Origin of the sequence: Pseudoalteromonas aurantia, from assembly GCF_005886875.1 — a bacterium.
GTDB classification, from domain to species: Bacteria; Pseudomonadota; Gammaproteobacteria; order Enterobacterales; family Alteromonadaceae; genus Pseudoalteromonas; species Pseudoalteromonas aurantia_A.
On sequence record NZ_PNBY01000046.1, the window covers coordinates 80,251 to 98,467 of the forward strand.

Annotated in this window: 13 protein-coding genes; 6 read left to right on the forward strand and 7 right to left on the reverse strand. The window is 42.5% G+C overall.

Annotated features, from left to right (window positions below; all coding sequences use genetic code 11):
- Positions 1-3: 3 nt before the first annotated feature.
- From CWC18_RS10350 to CWC18_RS10380, 7 genes are read right to left on the reverse strand one after another with little or no spacing between them, the layout of a single operon-like run.
- Complete coding sequence (locus tag CWC18_RS10350; protein WP_138675216.1) at positions 4-1,170, reverse strand: acyl-CoA dehydrogenase family protein; 1,167 nt, start codon at positions 1,168-1,170, stop codon at positions 4-6.
- 23 nt (positions 1,171-1,193) lie between these two features.
- A complete protein-coding gene (locus CWC18_RS10355; protein ID WP_138592363.1) occupies positions 1,194-3,488 on the reverse strand; it encodes a polyketide synthase in 2,295 nt (764 codons plus the stop codon).
- On the reverse strand, positions 3,489-5,018 hold the full coding sequence (locus CWC18_RS10360; RefSeq protein WP_138675217.1) for an AMP-binding protein: 1,530 nt from the start codon (positions 5,016-5,018) through the stop codon (positions 3,489-3,491).
- 9 nt (positions 5,019-5,027) lie between these two features.
- Complete coding sequence (locus CWC18_RS10365; RefSeq protein WP_138592365.1) at positions 5,028-6,635, reverse strand: aminotransferase class I/II-fold pyridoxal phosphate-dependent enzyme; 1,608 nt, start codon at positions 6,633-6,635, stop codon at positions 5,028-5,030.
- Between the two features lie 17 nt (positions 6,636-6,652).
- The gene (locus CWC18_RS10370) at positions 6,653-7,771 is read right to left on the reverse strand and encodes a Rieske 2Fe-2S domain-containing protein (protein ID WP_138592366.1); all 1,119 of its coding nucleotides are present in this window, start codon (positions 7,769-7,771) and stop codon (positions 6,653-6,655) included.
- Positions 7,768-8,040 carry an acyl carrier protein gene (locus CWC18_RS10375; RefSeq protein ID WP_138592367.1) on the reverse strand — a complete coding sequence of 91 codons (273 nt, stop codon included), beginning with the start codon at positions 8,038-8,040 and terminating at the stop codon, positions 7,768-7,770. Before CWC18_RS10375 ends, CWC18_RS10370 begins: the two co-directional genes overlap by 4 nt.
- Positions 8,034-10,115 (reverse strand): AMP-binding protein, encoded by a 2,082-nt coding sequence (locus CWC18_RS10380; protein WP_138592368.1) that lies wholly within the window; start codon positions 10,113-10,115, stop codon positions 8,034-8,036. The genes CWC18_RS10375 and CWC18_RS10380 overlap by 7 nt, the downstream gene beginning before the upstream one ends.
- Before the next feature lie 763 nt (positions 10,116-10,878).
- Between CWC18_RS10380 and CWC18_RS10385 the strand changes: the two genes are divergently transcribed.
- From CWC18_RS10385 to CWC18_RS10410, 6 genes are all read left to right on the forward strand, one after another.
- On the forward strand, positions 10,879-12,138 hold the full coding sequence (locus tag CWC18_RS10385) for an efflux RND transporter periplasmic adaptor subunit (protein WP_138592369.1): 1,260 nt from the start codon (positions 10,879-10,881) through the stop codon (positions 12,136-12,138).
- Positions 12,139-12,221: 83 nt separating this feature from the next.
- Positions 12,222-12,926: an ABC transporter ATP-binding protein gene (locus CWC18_RS10390; RefSeq protein WP_138592370.1), complete on the forward strand. Its 705-nt coding sequence runs from the start codon at positions 12,222-12,224 to the stop codon at positions 12,924-12,926.
- 2 nt (positions 12,927-12,928) lie between these two features.
- Positions 12,929-14,242 carry an ABC transporter permease gene (locus tag CWC18_RS10395; RefSeq protein WP_138675218.1) on the forward strand — a complete coding sequence of 438 codons (1,314 nt, stop codon included), beginning with the start codon at positions 12,929-12,931 and terminating at the stop codon, positions 14,240-14,242.
- 9 nt (positions 14,243-14,251) lie between these two features.
- Positions 14,252-15,457 carry an ABC transporter permease gene (locus CWC18_RS10400; protein ID WP_138592372.1) on the forward strand — a complete coding sequence of 402 codons (1,206 nt, stop codon included), beginning with the start codon at positions 14,252-14,254 and terminating at the stop codon, positions 15,455-15,457.
- A gap of 81 nt (positions 15,458-15,538) precedes the next feature.
- On the forward strand, positions 15,539-16,879 hold the full coding sequence (locus tag CWC18_RS10405; RefSeq protein WP_138675219.1) for a sigma-54-dependent transcriptional regulator: 1,341 nt from the start codon (positions 15,539-15,541) through the stop codon (positions 16,877-16,879).
- Positions 16,880-16,905: 26 nt separating this feature from the next.
- The gene (locus tag CWC18_RS10410) at positions 16,906-18,216 is read left to right on the forward strand and encodes a sensor histidine kinase (protein WP_249930100.1); all 1,311 of its coding nucleotides are present in this window, start codon (positions 16,906-16,908) and stop codon (positions 18,214-18,216) included.
- Position 18,217: the final 1 nt, after the last annotated feature.

Consider the following 18,217-nt stretch of genomic DNA (forward strand, 5'->3'; position numbering starts at 1 on the left):
TCCTTAAATCCACTGAGCTTTTAAGCGTTTAATAAGCGCTGTACTGATATTGTTTTTAAGCACATTAGAGGTGCCGGAGAAAATAGCGCTAGGCATAGCGTCTCGCAGCATGCGTTCTATATCACCGCTGATCACGCCTTGCGCGCCATGCAATTGCACGGCGGTTTGGCCGTTGCTAATTGCTGCGTTTGAAATAGAAATTTTGGCTAAGCTACTGGCAACCCCAGACATGTCGCCTTTATCAAGTGACCACGCGGCTTTATATAAAAGTAGGCGGCCAGTCTCATAGTTGAAATACATGTCGCACAATTGATGTTGCACGGCTTGATAACTGGATAATGGCGCATCAAATTGCTGGCGTTCGCTTACGTAATGTGCGGTTTTTTGTAATTGTCGTTTCATTTGTCCAAGGTACAGCGCAAACAAGCAAACACGTTCCCATTCCATTGAAACTTGAAAGATAGGCGCACCAGCACCTAGGCGACCAATTAGCGCGTCTTCAGGAACTTGGCAGTCATTAAAATGAATGTCACCCATAGCTGTAGTGCGAAGCCCAGATTTGCTGTGTGGCGCTTTTGCGAGTGAGACACCATATTCATGTGAATGCAGAATAAAAGTGGAGTAATCGAAGTAATTACCACGGTCTTCTGTTCTGAGGTGTACGACGATGAAATCTGCAACCGGTGCATTAGTGATATAGTCTTTATGGCCATTAAGTACGAATCCGTCTTCGCTCTTTTGTGCGTTAGTGGTCATGGCATAGATGTCAGACCCTGCTTGAGGCTCTGTAATGGCATGTGTGCCAATCCAGGCTTCATTGGTAATTTTGGGTAACCACTGCGCTTGTTGTTCTGAGGAGGCAAAAGCGCGAATAGGATGAATGCAAGCACATAAATGGGCTGATAATGCAAAAATTAGCCCTGAATCTTCGCAGTGCTCTGCCAATGATTCAATACCCGCCGTTAGCTCAAGAGCATTAAGATCATAGCCTTTCATGCTTTTAGGTAGCAACCATTTACCCACGCCTTGGTTAATAAGTTGTCTAAATAGAGGCTTTGAAAATGTGCCGGCTAAGTCGCGCTGCACAACATCTTCTAAGTCGAGTTTTTGTGCTATCTGTTTTGCTTGATCGGCTATACGTTGTTGTTTTTCGGTAAAATCAAAATTCATAATTATTTCCTTGCGCTTTACTTTTATTGAGCAAAGTCGCTCATGATCACGTGGTAATTGACGCCGCCTGTGCCAAAGCCATTAATGGCGGCATGACGCATTCCCTTAGGGGCTATGTAGGTTTTTTCATCATGCATTGGGTCGTAGCCTAATTGTGATAACTGTAAATCACTGCGTAATTCACCTCTGATTAAGTTACTTGGGACTTGGCCATGTTCAAAGCTCAGCATCACTTTAATAACACTGGCTAATCCCGCGACCGCAAAGGTGTGTCCAAACTGCGTTTTTAGTGCACCTAACTTCAAAGTATGTTGCTGCCGCGGGCCATAGACTGACGAAATGGCAGCCACTTCGACAGCATCACCAACTGCGGTGCCCGTTCCGTGAGTTTCAACAAATTCAACGTGCGCGGGTTTCACTGGTGTTTGTGAAAAAGCATGATCCATTGCGTGGATTTGCCCTTCACTATTAGGTGCAATCATTGATTTACTCAGTGTGCTTGAACCAATCGCGTTGAGCTCTGCGAGCACAGACCAGTGGTATTTTCTAGCAAATGGGTGTTTTGTGAGGATCACCAATGCACATCCATCACCCGGTGTAAAACCGTCTGCCGACTCACAAAATGTGGCAATAACATCGTGGGATAACATTTGTTGGCTAGAGCATAAACTTAGATCATGTAAATTAGCAGGGAGTTCGATCGCCGCGACGATTGCCACATCGATTCGGCCACTTGAAATGGCATTTTTTGCACAATCAAGTGCCGCAATAGAGCCGGCGCAAGCAGCTTCTATTGCAAGATGCTGACAATCATTGAGTTCAAAATGTGCAGCAATCTGATTGCTTAAATTGCTGGCCTGAAAGTCTTCACTGAGCGCATCTTTATTAAATTGCGCTTGCCATTGTTGTAGGCATATGTGAGCAGGGCTACTACCTGTTCCTAATATCTCACTACACTGTGAGTAGAGAGCATGTAATTTGGTCGCCAGTAATTTACGACGCTCTATAAATGGCCCTAGATTTGTTGCCGTGATCACCATTGATTTGCAGTACTTTGGTAAATTAAGGGTTTGCCACTGTTTAAGTGTATGTGCCAATACTTCTTTGGGCTGTGGTTGTGCAAGTAAATCTAGTTCATCAGCATTGAGTTTAGCAGTAGCATGGCAATAATAATTGTCATGCTGTGCACCATGGGGATGAAAGAGTGTACCAGCAGCATAGCGGTCATGTTGCAGGGGAGATATTCCTCCTTTTTGGTCTGTCAAGCCTTGCCAGAAAGCGGACGCACCCAAACGATTTGCTAACCATATCTGTTTGTCACACAGCACCACGGTGCTTTTTTCTTGATATTCAGTGGTTTTAAACTCACGACTAATCGCAAAGGACATAGCGGTTTGAGTATCAGGGATGTTAGAAAACAATGCTTGGATTTGGTGGTTGGGTTTTTTTAGCCAGTTATTAAGTACCAGAGCGCCACAGACAATGCCCGTTTCAGGCAATATATTAGCGCGCGGATCCAATTCAATATTATGTGTATTTAGGGTGGTTTTAAGTTGCTCAGTTAACGATGCTGAGCAAGGATTACATAGCACAAGAGAGTTCGCTCCCTCAGAGCTTGCATGCGCTGGAAGTGCATCCCGTTTACATGTTGATACATTAGCAAGATAGCCTTTTGCCTGTGCAATGGGTTGATCACAGCGCTTTAATAGTATGACACTGGCGGCCAAACGCTGTGTCGACGAATGCTCCGGTGTGTCATTGGCGATGGCAATTAATACTGACTGGGCTTGGTTAGTTGTCAAACTGTCATACGCTAAAGCGATAGCTTGACAGAAGCTATGATTTCCAGCTTCAATTGCAAACGCTCGACCAGTTAATTTACAGTTTTGCGCTATTCGGGTGGCCATTGTGGTTGCCATTTCACCGACCTTATCGTGACTACTCGTAAACTGTGTTGGTAGCAATTTGTTAAGCTGCTCAGCTGTTTGTCCACTACTTAGGGTCATTAACTGTCTGAGCATAGCGTTAGCGGTAACACGATAATGATTTGCCAATTGGCGATCTGTACCAGCATGAGTGCATAAGATCACATCGGTACGGTCTTGATCTATGGTGCAGCGGTGAGATTCGACTAAATTGTGACTAAGCTCTAGTAGCGGTAGTTGCATGCGGTTAATCGCATTTCGATAAAGTGGTGGTATCGCAAATTTGGCGTACTGCTTTTGGTCTTCAAGCACAGCCAATGACCCATCTTTTGGTGATCCAACAAGTTGCGCGCAATCTAATAGTGCAATGGCGGTGGGGGGATACGATGTCATCTAATTGTCTACCTTTGCAATTTCTGGGTAATCTATTTTGCCGTTAGCATTTTTAGGTAATTGTGCCAACGCTTTAAATTTATGTGGGATCATGTACACCGGAAGATGCTCAGCACAGTATGCTTTGAGTGCCAAAGAGCTTGGCTTATTTTCACTGTCTTGAGGTGAGTAGGTCACTATAATCTTGGTTGACTGAGCACAAAAGTGAACGGCGACTTCCTTAATATCTGGGTGTTGAATGAGTTTTGCTTCAATCTCTGCGAGCTCGATACGATAGCCTGCGGCTTTTATCATACGGTCTCTACGGCCCAGAAAATAATAAACGCCGTTCGAAAATTGCACTATGTCGCCCGTGTGGTGTATGTGTTGCTGGTGGCTAGTTTGTTGCTGCGCATCATGGCAATACCCTTTAGTGACGCAGCTCCCTTTCACAATCAACTCTCCACTGGCCCCTTCAAGTAGAGTGACTTGCTGGTGATTTTCATCCACCATCCAAACCTGAGCATCGCCAATCGCAGAACCAATCGGGAGTGGCGCATCACTTATAATATCCTTATCTGTTACTTGATAAGCCAAGCAGACATTTGTTTCAGTCGGGCCGTAAAAATTATAAAAAGTACAATTTTTGATACTACTTGCCAGTGCTTGAAGGCAAGGTTTTGGCATTATTTCCCCAGCAAAAATAACGTGCGTTAGGCTCAATGGGGCAGCTTGCTCCCATAAACCAATCCGGTTCATCAGGCTCAGTAGTGACGGTACCGTGTACATAATGCTGATTTTTTGCTCTTTTAGGATTGTGGCTAAATTAAGTGGTTGTTTAGCCGCATCATCCTTTGCAACATATAAACTGCCGCCCACACTCAGACTTGAAAATAAATCGAAGGTACTAATGTCAAAGTTAAAGCTGGCAATATTTAAAAAACGGTCTTGTTTGCTCAGCGATAGCGACTGCGTGCTCCAATCTATAAAGTGCTGCAGGTTATTGAGTGACAATTGCACACCTTTAGGTCTCCCAGTTGAACCAGAGGTAAATAAAATGGCGGCGAGATCATTTTTTTTACTGTGTGAGATAGGTGCACAATGGAGGGTATTAATATGTTCTGGCCATACAAACTGCGTGAGTTCTAAAGTCGTCTCATAGGTATCGACCAAAGTTATCAGTTTGATGTGGGGAAATACCTGCAATACAGCCTGTGCTTGTTGTAGATGCGCGATATCAACCAATAAGGTATCTACCTTCCCATCAGCCAGTATTAATTCCACTCTGTTCGTGGGTTGTTTTGCATCAATAGGTATATATGCTGAGTCCGCGCTTAATACGGCGAGTATACTCAGCACATAATGATTATTTTTGTCTAACCAAATGGCGGTTCGGCTAGCAGGCGCTAGCACAGTTGCCAAGGCGCTCACATAGTTTACGGCTTGTTGGTAACTACACACTGGTTCAGCCAATAAAAATGGCTGCTCTGGTTGGGATTGAGCCCAATGAAATAGCGCCTTATGTAGCGCTGTTGGCAACGTGTTATTCATGGCTGTTCCTTAGCGACTAAAACCGGGTAAACCCACTTCTTTTGCGGCTTTAAGTAGTATTTCTATTGCTTGGTCTAAATCCTCTTTGGTATGTTGCGATAGCACACTGATCCGCAGCCTTGCATCACCAACTGCGACACCTGGAAAGACCACTGTTTGACAAAACATACCGAGCTGTCGAACGTGATGGCCAAGCTCCATCGTGCGCGTTTCATCACCAATCACAATAGGAATGATGGCACTTTCACTGTCACCGGTATCAAAACCACATTCACGCAGCGCACTGTGAAGGTAATTCACGTTGCTCCAGAGTTTTTCTAATCGCTGTGGCTCTTTTTCCATTATATCGATGCACTGGATCAAGCCCGCTGCTACGTGTGCAGGGATTGTTGCCGCAAATACATATGAATTGGCGTAAAAACGTAAGTAGTCGATGACTTCTTTATCGCCACAGACAAAGCCGCCCATGCCTGCTAGCGTCTTACTCATGGTGCCAAGTTCTAAGTCAACTTCATGCTTTAAGTTAAAGTGTTCCGCGGTGCCAGATCCTGTCGCGCCTAAAATACCCGTTGAATGCGCATCATCAATGAGTATACGCGCTTGGTATTTACGCGCTAAACGCACCATTTCAGGGAGTTTGACAATGTTGCCATGCATACTGAATACACCGTCCGCGACGATGAGTTTACCGCCATCAGTATCACTACAATTTTTGAGTACTTCTTCTAATGAGGCCATGTCATTGTGTTTGTAAATACGCTTTTTGGCACCGGAGAGTTTACATCCATCTTGAATACTCATATGGTTGTAAACATCGGTGATAATGGTGTCTTTAGGGCCCATTAGCGCAGAGATGGTACCTAAATTTGCAGAGTAACCAGACGGAAAAACAATACAGGCTTCACGGCCCTTAAAGCGTGCTAGGCGTTCCTCAAGTTCAAGGTGTAAGTGGTTGGTGCCGCCAATCAACCGACATCCTGTGTTTGTTGCGCCATATTGTTTAACCGCATCACTAATTGCATTAATCACACGTGGCTCGTTGGCCAAGCCTAAGTAGTTATTAGAGGCAAACATTAAGAATTCGCGTTCTTTATTTTGGTATGCATCAAAAATAGTGGCGCGATTTTCACACTTTGAACTCAATGGCATGCCATACCAGAAGTTACCAGTTCGCTCTTGTGACTCATAAAAATCGTTAAACTTTCTCACTTTACTGAATAAGTCTGGGCTGCCATCAGCGACAAAGTCACGCATTGTTTGGTGTGTTGACTGAAACGTTGCGTCATCCATAGAAGGGGCTTGAGGTGTTGCTTGAACAGTATGCTCAACACCCAGATTAGCGAGTTTTTGTTGACCTTTTTCAGTAACAACCACATTTGCACAACGTGTAATTAAGTCTTGTATTGTATTGAAGCTCGCTGTATTAAGCTTGGTGTCAAAAGCAAAGAGCTGTTGAAGTTCATCTACAATACTGGCTAATATGATTGAATCAATACCTAAGCCTTCTTCCATCGCTTGGTCCAGACGTAAATCGGATTCTGAATAGCATGTTTGTTCTTTTACGATGTCTAAAACAAGCGGCTGAACATCAGCCGCTGATAATGTGTTGTGTGTCATAGTTAAATCCATTTACTCTAGTTAATTTCTTCAATACCAATGATTTGTTCGAGTGACGGCGCCTCGATATCAGCTTGCGGCTTGGTTTGTAGCCGTGCTTTTAGTGCTTTTTCTTCATTTGCTTCGCGAATAAGTTTCTCTCTAAAGCGAATATAATGTGCATTTACTTTATCAAGCGGGATCAAACGATTGGCTTTTGGACTAGATACTTTAGGGTTTTGATATGAAATAACCGCCATATCTTTATCTTGTTGTACAAATCGTTCGATACGGCACATATACCAAGGGCGAACAGGGCGCCAGAATGGAATAGGTAATGGTTTAATCAACGGCAATAATAAATCACGTTTTGGTTCTTGATAACATACACAGACCCAGCATGTATTGTCGTCGATAGGCGTTGGTATAAACATCACATCGAATACATCGCTTCGGATCAAAACAAGGTTCGGCATTTGTACATCAATGCCAAATTTCCAGCCGCGTGTCCAAGGTTTACGAGCAACTAAGGTTTCTTCTGCTGTGCGCTCATCATCTGGGCGCAATACAAAATCACTGGTAATTAAAGTGCCGTCGACTTTACATTCGAAGTTGTCGACCTTGCCGCCTTTGGGATCCCAAATATTAATGGCAGAGCCTTTATGTACAAATGGAATATGATAAATTTCACATACACTTTCTACATAGCGAGTATAGTTAATTGGCGCATCCCAGCCGTAAAATGAGTAGTAACCTTTGTACTCTTTAAACTGTTTGAACATCGGCACTTCAGGGTAGTCACTTTCAGGCATTAAATCGCCATACCAAAACCAAATGAGGCCAAACTCTTCTTTTACTTTATAAGTTTTGACACACATGCCTTTAGGCACATCACCATTTTTCCCTAGTACAGGCATGTGAACGCAGTCACCTTTTTGGTCAAACTGAAAACCGTGGTAAGGGCAAGCTATAATATCACCGTGTTGTTTTCCACGGCTTAGCATTACGCCTTTATGCGGACATTTATCATCCATACAGACAAGTTCGCCTTTGGTATCGCGGTACAGTACCAGTAACTTGTTGAGACGTTTAATGCCGATAGGTTTCTTTTTTACGTCTTGGATCCTTGAAATTGCATACCATTGATTAGGGATCATAGTGTGGCCTCCTTATTGCTGTGATGTTCAATAACCTTGCTTAGCACTTCGACGGAAGCAAAGTTGTCTGGGTGAATATCGATAACAGGTAATCGCAATGAAAACTCTCGATGGATAAAATCAACAACATCAAAAATAGATGCAGAGTCCAGAATATTGAGTTTTATTATTGGCGTATCTGGTGCCACTTGTTCATCATCCTCAAGGTAACTAGATGCGATAAACTGGCATAATTTGGCCGACACAGTGTCAACTGAAAGATTTAGCATGTTGAATCTAACTCCGTTTGTGGGTTTTTATTTGCTACTTGGGTAATTTGTTCTGCCAGTAAGGTCGGAGTATTAGAGCTATAAAGCACATCTGGTGCGAGATAAACGCCAGTTTGCTGTTCTAATCTAAAGAGGATCTCCATGGCTAACACTGAATCAAGCCCCACGTTTGCCAATGAATCTTGTGCAGAGATTTGTGCGCTGGGTACCCCTGTTAATTCGGTGACTTGGTATACCAACCATTGTTGAACACTGGTTGTGTCTTGTAGGTTCAGCACATGGGTTGAGGCATTATCATTGGTGTCGTTTTTCTGTTGATATTGTGCCTTAAAGTGAAAATAAGTTTGCAGTTGCGCTTGCTCAAATGCCTGTTTAATAGCAACACGTTGCAGCTTACCTGATGAGGTTATTTTGATGGTTTTTCGAGGTAAAAAGAGTACCTGATCTGCTTTGATGCCAAATCGCTCAATGAGGCGAGCATTTAACGTAACCGTTAATTCTTCAAAATTGCTGACATTACGTGGTACTTCAATTGCCATCACAAGTTGCTCACGCTGCTCCTTTACAACTGAAAAAGCGGCACTGCGGCAGTTTTTTAACTCAGGGAAGGCCAAAGATGCTTCATATTCTAAATCTTGAGGGTAGAAATTAGCACCTCGTAATATGATCACCTCTTTCAAGCGGCCAGTGATATACAGCTCATCATTATCGTAAAAACCAAGGTCGCCAGTACGGTGATATGTTTCTGCATAATTACCTAGCTGCAAACCAAAATTTGCAACGGTGCGTGGCTCATCTTGCCAATACCCCGGGCTAATACTGCTGCCTTGTAGCCAAACTTCACCGACTTGACCCATAGCGACTTCAGTGTGTGTTACAGGGTCAACTATTTTTGCGTTCAGTGAGTGATGTACAACACCGCTACTAACTAGCCATTGACTGTGTTTTGCTTCTGGCGAGACTTGTTTTACAACGCCGCGTTTTAATAGCGGTTCGTCAATACATAATTGTTGATACGGTTCGCCGTGCGGTTTACCACTGACCATAAGTGTGGCTTCGGCCATGCCATAACAGGGCAGAAAGGCATTCGTCTTTAGCCCACACTGTGAGAATTTCTCAAAAAAATGCGTGATTGTTTGGGCGTTAATTGGTTCGGCACCACAAAATAGGTTTTCAAGAGAAGATAAATCGAGTTCATCTAATCGTGTTGGACGAATATTTTTAACCGCTAAGTCAAAGGCAAAGTTAGGCGCGCCTGTGGTGGTTGCTTTAAAATCGGTAACGGCTTTTAGCCAAGTGTATTGGCTACGTAAGAATATGTCTGTTGGCATTAATAAGGTTGGGTAACCAGTGTAAACGCCTTGCATTACACCACCAACAAGGCCCATATCGTGATGGGGTGGCAGCCATAACATCATGCGTGTGGTGTTTTCTTTATGGCCAAAGCTTTGTCTGATCAGCTCTGAGTTTTCTAGGGTATTTTGGTTGGTAATGATCACACCTTTAGGCTTACCGGTTGTCCCTGAACTGTATTGAAGTAACGCAATGTCTGAGTTTTTTGTCTTAAATTCATGTAATTGTGGTGCATCTATAGTGGCGCAATCATCAATAAGTAGCCAGCGAACCTCTTTGTCAACCAGCTGCTCTTGCAGTAGTGGTTGAATCGCTTTAGTGGTGATCACAATCGGGTTACCTAAATCTGTCATTGCATATTCAAGACGTTCGACTTGTAATTGATTTTTTGGCGGGAATGATGGCACGGCAATAACTCGCGCCGCCATACAACCATAAAATGCCGTCACAAAATCGACACCTTGCGGCAATACAATGAGTGCCTGATCCTGTGGATCTTGAGGGCCCAGCGATATATTTATTAACTGTTTAGCAACTTGGCTAACCGCTGTTGCTAAAGCTTTATAGCTGTAACTGGTTGGCGACTCGTCTTTGTCGACTATGAACTGAAAAGCTTCTTGTTCTGGTTTGTTAATCGCATCTGATGCGAGTAAGTCTATTAAGCTATCTGCTTCACACTGTAAGAGATCTCTTTTTGGGAAAAGAGGGTTGGAGGTTCCCATTCTACATAATCCTTTTGGTTTTTCTTATTTACATAATCCCTCACGATTGTGAAGAAAACGCGTAGTTAGATTAACTTTTAATTAAATCCTACATTAAAAAATTAACAAATAATACACACTAATGCACCTTAATCTGTGTGGTTTGTTGTTTTTTTGGCAACGTAAATATTAATAAATATCAATTGCAAACCTATTTCGGGTACTTTTTGTTCGTTTCACTTATTTAATTCAACAACAAATCTATTAATTTCAATGGCTTGTTTTTTTATCTTGTTTTTATAAATTACGAAGAGGGAGGAGGGCTTAAAAATGAAGTTTTTTCTGTGATTACTCTAGTTTATAGATAGTAATACTAATTGGTTATAATTTGTTCATTTTGTGTATTGGTGATGAGAGTTGCTTTGATAAGTACAATATGAATCTAGCGTGAGTTTTGAATGACACTACATAAATTGCGGATCTATGTCTGTTTAATCTGTGCTTGATAAGTTTGGTGATTTAAGCGTGTAGAGCATGTGTCCATTGCGGACATATTTAAGTGTCCGCGGACAGTTTTAATCGTTAATGATTTCATTTTAATTTCTATTAATCAATGCTTTAACTTTTGGCATGATAATCGAATAGTACAAGGAAAATAAGATAATATAAAAGAGTACACTATGTTTTTAACTGGCGCGTTTCTGATTTCTCCGACAATTATGATGATTGCGGTTGTATTGGTTGTTCTATGTGAAGCAAAAAGTACTCTGCTAAGGAGCGCAAAATGATTAGAGATACAAGCGGACAAGATCAGCAAGTGACAGTAAATAAGCGAACTAATATCAAAGGCCTGCTGGGCGCGGCGTTGTTTTTAGGCGTTGCAGTGTCAGCCAATGCCTTAATAAATACAGGTAGTCCACAATTTTCTTTATCTAAAAGCAGTCTTAATATTGCAACGGTGACGTCAGGGAACTTTGTAAGAGACGTTGCTGCGACCGGATTTATTGTGGCGGCAAATGCACCGCAAGCGTATAGCCCAGAGCAAGGCTTTGTAACTCTAAAGGTACAAGCGGGCGACAGCGTTACCTTAGGTCAAACTATTGCTTTGGTAGATAGCCCAGAATTAGAAAATGTATTAAAACAACAGCAATCAGAGTTAGCTCGTTTACACGGTGAGCTATCTCGTAGAGAGCTTGAAGCGAGAAGGGATACTCTAACGTTAAACAACACGTTAGATTTAGCAAAAGTTGAACTTACTGCTGCACAGCGTGAAAATCGACGTGCGCAATTATCAATTAAGCAAAGTCTTATTAGTCAAATTGATTTAGAACAGGCACAAGATGATTTAGCAAGGGCCGAATTGACCTATAAGCATGCTGTTCAAGAAGCGGAAATAGCAAAAGATACACTGGCGTTTGAATTAAAATCGGCAAAAAGTACTGTTACTCAGCAGCAACTGGCAGTGGATGAGCTATTGCGTAAAGTCAATAACCTAGTAGTAAAAGCCAGTGTTGCGGGCATCGTGGGTAATTTATTGGTGCAACCCAAATCGGCGGTGACAAAGAATCAAGCATTAATGACCTTAGTTGATTTAAGTGCCTTTGAAGCGCAATTGCAGGTGCCTGAAAGTTATGCCAATGAGTTGGGGTTAGGGATGGATGTGGCATTAAAAATTGGTGACCAGAATGTGATGGGCAAGTTGTCTGCTATTTCTCCAGAGGTAAATAACCGTGAAGTAACAACCCGGGTTCGTTTTTCTCAAGAGGATGTTAAGAGCATTCGTCAAAATCAGCGTTTGTCCGCGCGGGTCCTATTAGAAAATAAAGAGGATGTGTTAATGCTTCGCCGAGGGGCGTTTTTAGACTCAGGTGGCCATGTCGCTTATAAAGTGGAAGGTGATATTGCGACGCGTATTAACGTTAACACCGGGGCAACCAGTATTCGTAGTGTCGAAATATTGGATGGCTTACGGATCGGGGATGAAGTAATTGTGTCGAATTATGAGCAGTTTGAAAAAGCCAATACGGTGCTATTACGTCAATAAATGAATTGGGTGTCACTTTGGACACGATTAGAAAATAGCATACATTGAATTGCGATAAAAATAAGAATTATGAGGAATGTTAAATGTTAAATATGAATGGAATAAGCAAAGTATATCAAACTGAAATGGTACAAACCCATGCGTTACGTGATTTTAATTTACAGGTGAATGAAGGGGAGTTCATTGCGGTAACAGGCCCGTCGGGTTCAGGTAAAACCACCTTTTTGAATATAGCGGGTGTATTGGAGCCGTTTACGCAGGGTGAATATTTACTCGATGGTGTGGATATTGGCAAACTGAATGATAATCAACGTGCTGATATCAGAAATCAAAAAATAGGGTATATTTTTCAAGGTTTTAATTTAATTCCAGACCTAAATTTGTATGAAAATGTTGAAGTACCTCTGCGCTACAGAGGGATCAAAGCGCCAGAACGTAAACGACGTATTGAAGAAAGTTTAGAGCAAGTCGGGTTGGCAAGCCGAGCGAAGCATTTGCCACAGCAACTGTCTGGGGGCCAACAACAGCGAGTGGCCATTGCGCGCGCGTTAGCAGGTAAACCTCGCTTTTTACTGGCAGATGAACCAACTGGTAATTTAGATAGCTTAATGGCACGACAAGTTATGGAATTACTTGAGCAAATTAATCGAGATGGGGCCACGATTGTGATGGTAACTCATGACTCTGAGCTTGCACGTCGAGCACCCAGAAACATTCAAGTGGTTGATGGACAAATTGCAGACTTTTCGCTGTATCAAGGCAATCCTGCTGCTGTTGTAGGAGTGTAATTATGTTGTTTCATTATATAGATTTAAGTTGGCGTAGTTTAAAGCGTACGCCAATGGTAAGTACCTTAATGATCATCGCCATTGCCATTGGCATTGGTGTGACCATGACGAGTTTATCGGTGTATCACATGATGTCGGCAGATCCTATTCCAAGTAAAAGTAGTCAATTACATCATGTTCAACTATTAGCACTTGATGAAGAGCGGACTTGGTGGACAAAAGATGATATGCCTTATCAAGTGACCTATCAAGATGCGATGAATCTATTAAGCGCGGATTTACCGTATCGACGTACAGCCATGCTCAAAGCCGGTTTTGCTGTGCATCTTGATAATAGTGATATAAAGCCATTTATAGAGCAAGCACGAGTAGCAAGTGGTGATATATTCTCTATGTTTAATTTAGAGTTTATCTATGGCGGGGCATGGAGTTCGGACGATGAAGAAAGTGCGGCATCGGTGGTAGTTATTGCACAAAGCTTAAACGATAAACTATTTCAAGGTGAAAACTCGGTTGGTAAAACAATCAATTTAGATGATATGACAGTGCGCATAGTCGGGGTTATTAAAGATTGGCCAACTTATGTGAAGTATTATGATCTTAATAACGGCGCATTTCGTGAACCTGAACAGGTATTTCTCCCTTTTAGTTTGGTTGCACCGAATGAAATTGAATCTTGGGGCAATAGTAATAACTGGAAAGCGCAAAGTAATCGGAACTATCAAGATTTACTTAATTCCGAGGTTTTTTGGGTACAGTACTGGGTAGAGCTTCCAACTCACCAAGATAAAGAGGCATATGCGAGTTTCTTAATGTCGTATATGGCAGAGCAGCAAAAAATAGGGCGGTTTGCACGTAAAGAGCTGAAGTATGCATTACGAGATGTGAATGAAATGATGGTGTATCGCGAAGTCGTAAATGAAGATAATAAAATATTAGTGGTGCTGAGTTTCATGTTTTTAGCCGTATGTTTAGCAAATATTTTAGGGCTATTACTGGCAAAGTTTTTACGACGTGCTCCCGAAGTGGGTGTGAGGCGAGCGCTCGGCGCAAGTAAAACTCAAGTATTTATTCAGCACTTGGTTGAAGTTGGGTTATTGGGGGTGATTGGTGGGTTACTCGGTATTTTAATTGCACAAGTAGGCTTATGGGGTATGCGTACCAGTAATAGCGCATATATGGCGATTGCTGATATGGATTTAACCATGCTGCTTGCCGCACCGGTTATTGCGGTAAGCGTGTGTATTTTAGCGGGGCTATATCCTGCTTGGTTAGTGTGTAGAACTACACCAGCCACCCACCTGAAAAGCCAATAAGGAGTTCTTATGTTTGAATTTAAACCTATTTTAAATGCTTTATTACGCGCGAAGTCGGGTGCCATTTTACTCTTACTGCAAATTGCGATTACGACTGCCATCGTGAGCAATGCGGCGTTTATTATTAAAGACCGTATTGCATATTTAGAACAAGAAACCGGCCTACCAGAACAAGACCTTTTTCAAGCTGAAATGATGATGTATGGGGGGGATATTGACCTAGATAAACAGATTGAAAGAGATGAAGCATTATTGAGGAATATACCTGGTGTTATTGATGCGGTGCATATAAATGCGGTGCCACTGTCAGGCGGTGGCTCTGGAGGCTCTTACACTTTATTGCCGCAAGACCAAGTATCACAGTCTGTTAGTGCCGCTTACTTTTTAGCTGACAACCATGTGTTGAATACCTTAGGCGTAGAGCTTGTCGCTGGGCGAAATTTTGAAGAATCAGAGGTCATTGTATCTAATGATGGTGCTGCAATTGCGAAAGTGGCTTTGATCACACAAGCCATGCATGATGAATTTTTCCCTGAGGGGAACGGGCTTGGGCAAACAATCTACCGTGAGAATGACCCTGTGAAAATTATAGGGATTATAAAGCTGATGAAAGGACCTTGGTTAAATGACAAGCGTAAAGATCGCTCTTTAATATTTCCGCATGTTCGACCACGTACCTTTCAAAAGTTTATAATAAGGACTAAGCCCAATGAAAGAGCCACAATCATGCGTAAAATCGAAGATGTATTGTTAGCAGAATACCCGCATAGGGTAGTTAACTCGGTAAGAGGGTTAGACGAACTAAAAGCAAAGTATGTTGCGGAAGACACCCTGATGGTGCGTATGTTAATGGTACTTATCGTTATTTTGGTTATGATCACGGCGCTCGGTATTTTTGGTTTGACCTTGTTCAATATCAACAAACGTCTAAAACAAATTGGAACACGAAGAGCGCTTGGAGCCAGAAAATCTGCGATTATACGCTATTTTTTAGTGGAAAATGCACTGATATGCTCGGTTGGAGTGGTTGTTGGGAGCTTGGGGGCGATATGGATGGGCAATAAACTGATGGCATTATATTCAGTGCCTGCGTTGTCTGCTTCATACATAGTGATAACGAGCTTATTGGTTATTGTAATGAGTTTACTTGCAGTAGTTGGCCCAGCCAAACGGGCAGCTGATATATCTCCAAGTATCGCGACTAGAAGTATATAATTATCCCTTAATTTTATATGTTTAGCCATTAATTACAAAATGTTACACTGCGTAAGTGGTGTAACATATAAGAAGAATAAGATGGATAAAATACTGATTGTGGACGATAACCAAGCGGTGCTTGATGCGCTATCGTTATTACTTGAAATTCACGGGTATGAGGTGGTCACAGCACTTTCTCCGTTTGATGCAGAGCAAATTGTACGTTATCAAAAAGTTGCACTCGTTATGCAAGACATGAATTTTACCGCCGACACCACATCTGGCGAAGAAGGGGTGGCACTTTTTACCGCGTTAAGGGCGTTAACCCCAACCCTGCCGATCATTTTAATGACCGCATGGACAGAATTAGAAACCGCGATAGAACTCGTTAAATTGGGTGCCGCAGATTATATTGCGAAACCTTGGGATGACACCAAACTACTGACCAGTATTACCAACCTTGTGGCACTGGGTAAAGCCAATGCACAAAATCAAACTCATCAAAGGCAGCAACAAGAACGTATGCAGCCCAAGCAACATGCAAACTTGGTGGGGCTGGTGTATGCGAGCACAGCGATGGAGCGAGTTGTCGACATGTCGTTGCAGTTGGCAAAATCGGATGTGTCGGTGTTGATCACGGGCCCCAACGGGAGCGGAAAAGAGCGTATAGCTGAGATTATTCAAGCTAATTCAGCAGTCTGCGATGCGCCGTTTATTAAAGTGAATGCCGGTGCCTTACCCCAAGAGCTGATCGAGGCTGAATTATTTGGCGCTGAAGCGGGGGCTTATACTGGTGCCAATAAAAAACGCATAGGTCGATTTGAAGCGGCTGATGGCGGTACTTTATTTTTAGATGAAATTGGTAATTTGCCGTTATCGGGGCAAATGAAATTGCTCAGAGTTTTGCAAACGGGGGAGTTTGAACGCTTAGGCTCAACACACACTCAGAAAGTCTCGGTACGGGTGATATCGGCAACTAACGCAAACCTACAACACGATATTCAAGCTGGACGTTTTAGAGAGGATTTGTATTACCGTTTAAATGTTATTGAGCTTAACTTGCCGCCTTTGCAAGCAAGACAAGATGATATTATTCCGCTTATTCGTCATTTTTTACCTGATCGTGAGCTTAGTTATGTTGCAGAGCAAGCACTCACGGCACATAGTTGGCCTGGTAACGTCAGGGAGCTTGAAAATGCTTGTAAACGTGTGAGTGTGCTTAAGCCTTCTGGCGTGTTAGAAATACAAGATTTTGGGCTCGTTGAGCAGGCGACTAACATAGCCAGCCAAACAACGGCAAACAAAATTGAGCCGAGCAAACAAGATATTGAAGCTGCGATGCATTTACATCAAGGGGTTATTGCCAAAGTGGCACGGCAATTTGGTTTAACCCGGCAAGCGCTATATCGGCGTTTACAAAAGTTTGAGATTGATTACTGATGCACTGGCTTTCACGATGTAAGGGAATGACATTAAAAGGGCGCTTTATTGGTGCGGCAAGTTGTGCCGTATTGTGTGTAATTGTGCCTTTTTTAGTGTGGCAATTAGCCTCTTGGCAAATAATAGTCACAGTGAGTATTGTTGCATTGCTATTTACTAACATGCTTTGTCGCTGTTTTTTTTCGGCGTTAATGAAGCCTGTTTTTGCGCTGGAAGTGGGGCTGCTTAATTTTAAAGATGGTGAATTTTCTCATACCTTAGCGTATTCAGGTGAGGATGAACTGGGCCGCTTATGTACTTTATATAATGAAACCGCACAGCAATTACGCCAAGAAAAACAGTGGATATACCAACGTGAGTTGATGTTAGATAAAGTCTTGCAAAGCTCGCCTCAAGCGCTTCTTTTGGTTGATAGCAATGATATTGTGGTATTCAGTAATTACAGTGCCAGAGCGCTGTGTAATAGTAATACGCCACTTGAAGGTATGCGGGTTGATGCACTTATGCAAGATTCAGCACCGGACTTTTTTAAAGCACTGCGTACTGGGCGAGATGGCTTGTTTAGTCTCAACATAGACAAGGATGAAACCCAAACATGGCATTTAGCCACTGGGCAGTTTTTATTGAACAACCAAAGCCATAAGTTGTATTTGTTCAAACAATTAACACGAGAGTTGAGTCGCCAAGAAGTGGCCGTATGGAAAAAAGTGATCCGGATCATCAGCCACGAATTGAATAATTCCTTAGGCCCTATGTCATCAATGTTACACAGTGCAAAACTGTTAACTAATCACATTGATGATAACCGCCTTGAACGGGTTTACTCCACTATTGAAGAGCGAATCCACCACTTAAGCGAGTTTGTGCAAGGGTACGGTAAGTTTGCCAAATTGCCACAGCCCAAATATAGCCAAATTGATTGGGGATCCTTACTTGATGGCTTACAGCAGCAATGGCAGTTTAATTTGCCAGCTGTACTACCTGAGCAGCCATTTTTTGCTGATCAAGTGCAATTAGAACAGCTGTTTATCAACTTATTAAAAAATGCCCATGAATCTGGGAGTGAATCAGAAGCCGTTAACGTAAATATTATGCAAAGTGAGCAAGGCGCAACGTTTACGGTACAAGATAATGGCAAAGGCATGAGTGAAACCGTGATGGCCAATGCCTTGATCCCATTTTATTCTACCAAATCGACAGGAAGTGGGTTAGGGCTCGCGCTTTGTCGTGAAATTGTTGAAGCGCACAACGGGCAGCTCAGTTTGCATAATCACGATGAAGGCGGGGTGATCGTAAAAATATTCATACCGGTATTTATACCGAACGAGACAGCTTAGT

Excerpts from the sequence above, each read along its gene's own strand:
- CWC18_RS10380 (WP_138592368.1), bottom strand. The coding sequence starts at position 10,115 with ATGGGAACCTCCAACCCTCTTTTCCCAAAAAGAGATCTCTTACAGTGT.
- CWC18_RS10375 (WP_138592367.1), bottom strand. The coding sequence starts at position 8,040 with ATGCTAAATCTTTCAGTTGACACTGTGTCGGCCAAATTATGCCAGTTT.
- CWC18_RS10400 (WP_138592372.1), top strand. The coding sequence starts at position 14,252 with ATGTTTGAATTTAAACCTATTTTAAATGCTTTATTACGCGCGAAGTCG.
- CWC18_RS10355 (WP_138592363.1), bottom strand. The coding sequence starts at position 3,488 with ATGACATCGTATCCCCCCACCGCCATTGCACTATTAGATTGCGCGCAA.
- CWC18_RS10405 (WP_138675219.1), top strand. The coding sequence starts at position 15,539 with ATGGATAAAATACTGATTGTGGACGATAACCAAGCGGTGCTTGATGCG.
- CWC18_RS10390 (WP_138592370.1), top strand. The coding sequence starts at position 12,222 with ATGTTAAATATGAATGGAATAAGCAAAGTATATCAAACTGAAATGGTA.
- CWC18_RS10410 (WP_249930100.1), top strand. The coding sequence starts at position 16,906 with ATGACATTAAAAGGGCGCTTTATTGGTGCGGCAAGTTGTGCCGTATTG.
- CWC18_RS10370 (WP_138592366.1), bottom strand. The coding sequence starts at position 7,771 with ATGATCCCTAATCAATGGTATGCAATTTCAAGGATCCAAGACGTAAAA.
- CWC18_RS10365 (WP_138592365.1), bottom strand. The coding sequence starts at position 6,635 with ATGACACACAACACATTATCAGCGGCTGATGTTCAGCCGCTTGTTTTA.
- CWC18_RS10385 (WP_138592369.1), top strand. The coding sequence starts at position 10,879 with ATGATTAGAGATACAAGCGGACAAGATCAGCAAGTGACAGTAAATAAG.
- CWC18_RS10350 (WP_138675216.1), bottom strand. The coding sequence starts at position 1,170 with ATGAATTTTGATTTTACCGAAAAACAACAACGTATAGCCGATCAAGCA.
- CWC18_RS10395 (WP_138675218.1), top strand. The coding sequence starts at position 12,929 with ATGTTGTTTCATTATATAGATTTAAGTTGGCGTAGTTTAAAGCGTACG.
- CWC18_RS10360 (WP_138675217.1), bottom strand. The coding sequence starts at position 5,018 with ATGAATAACACGTTGCCAACAGCGCTACATAAGGCGCTATTTCATTGG.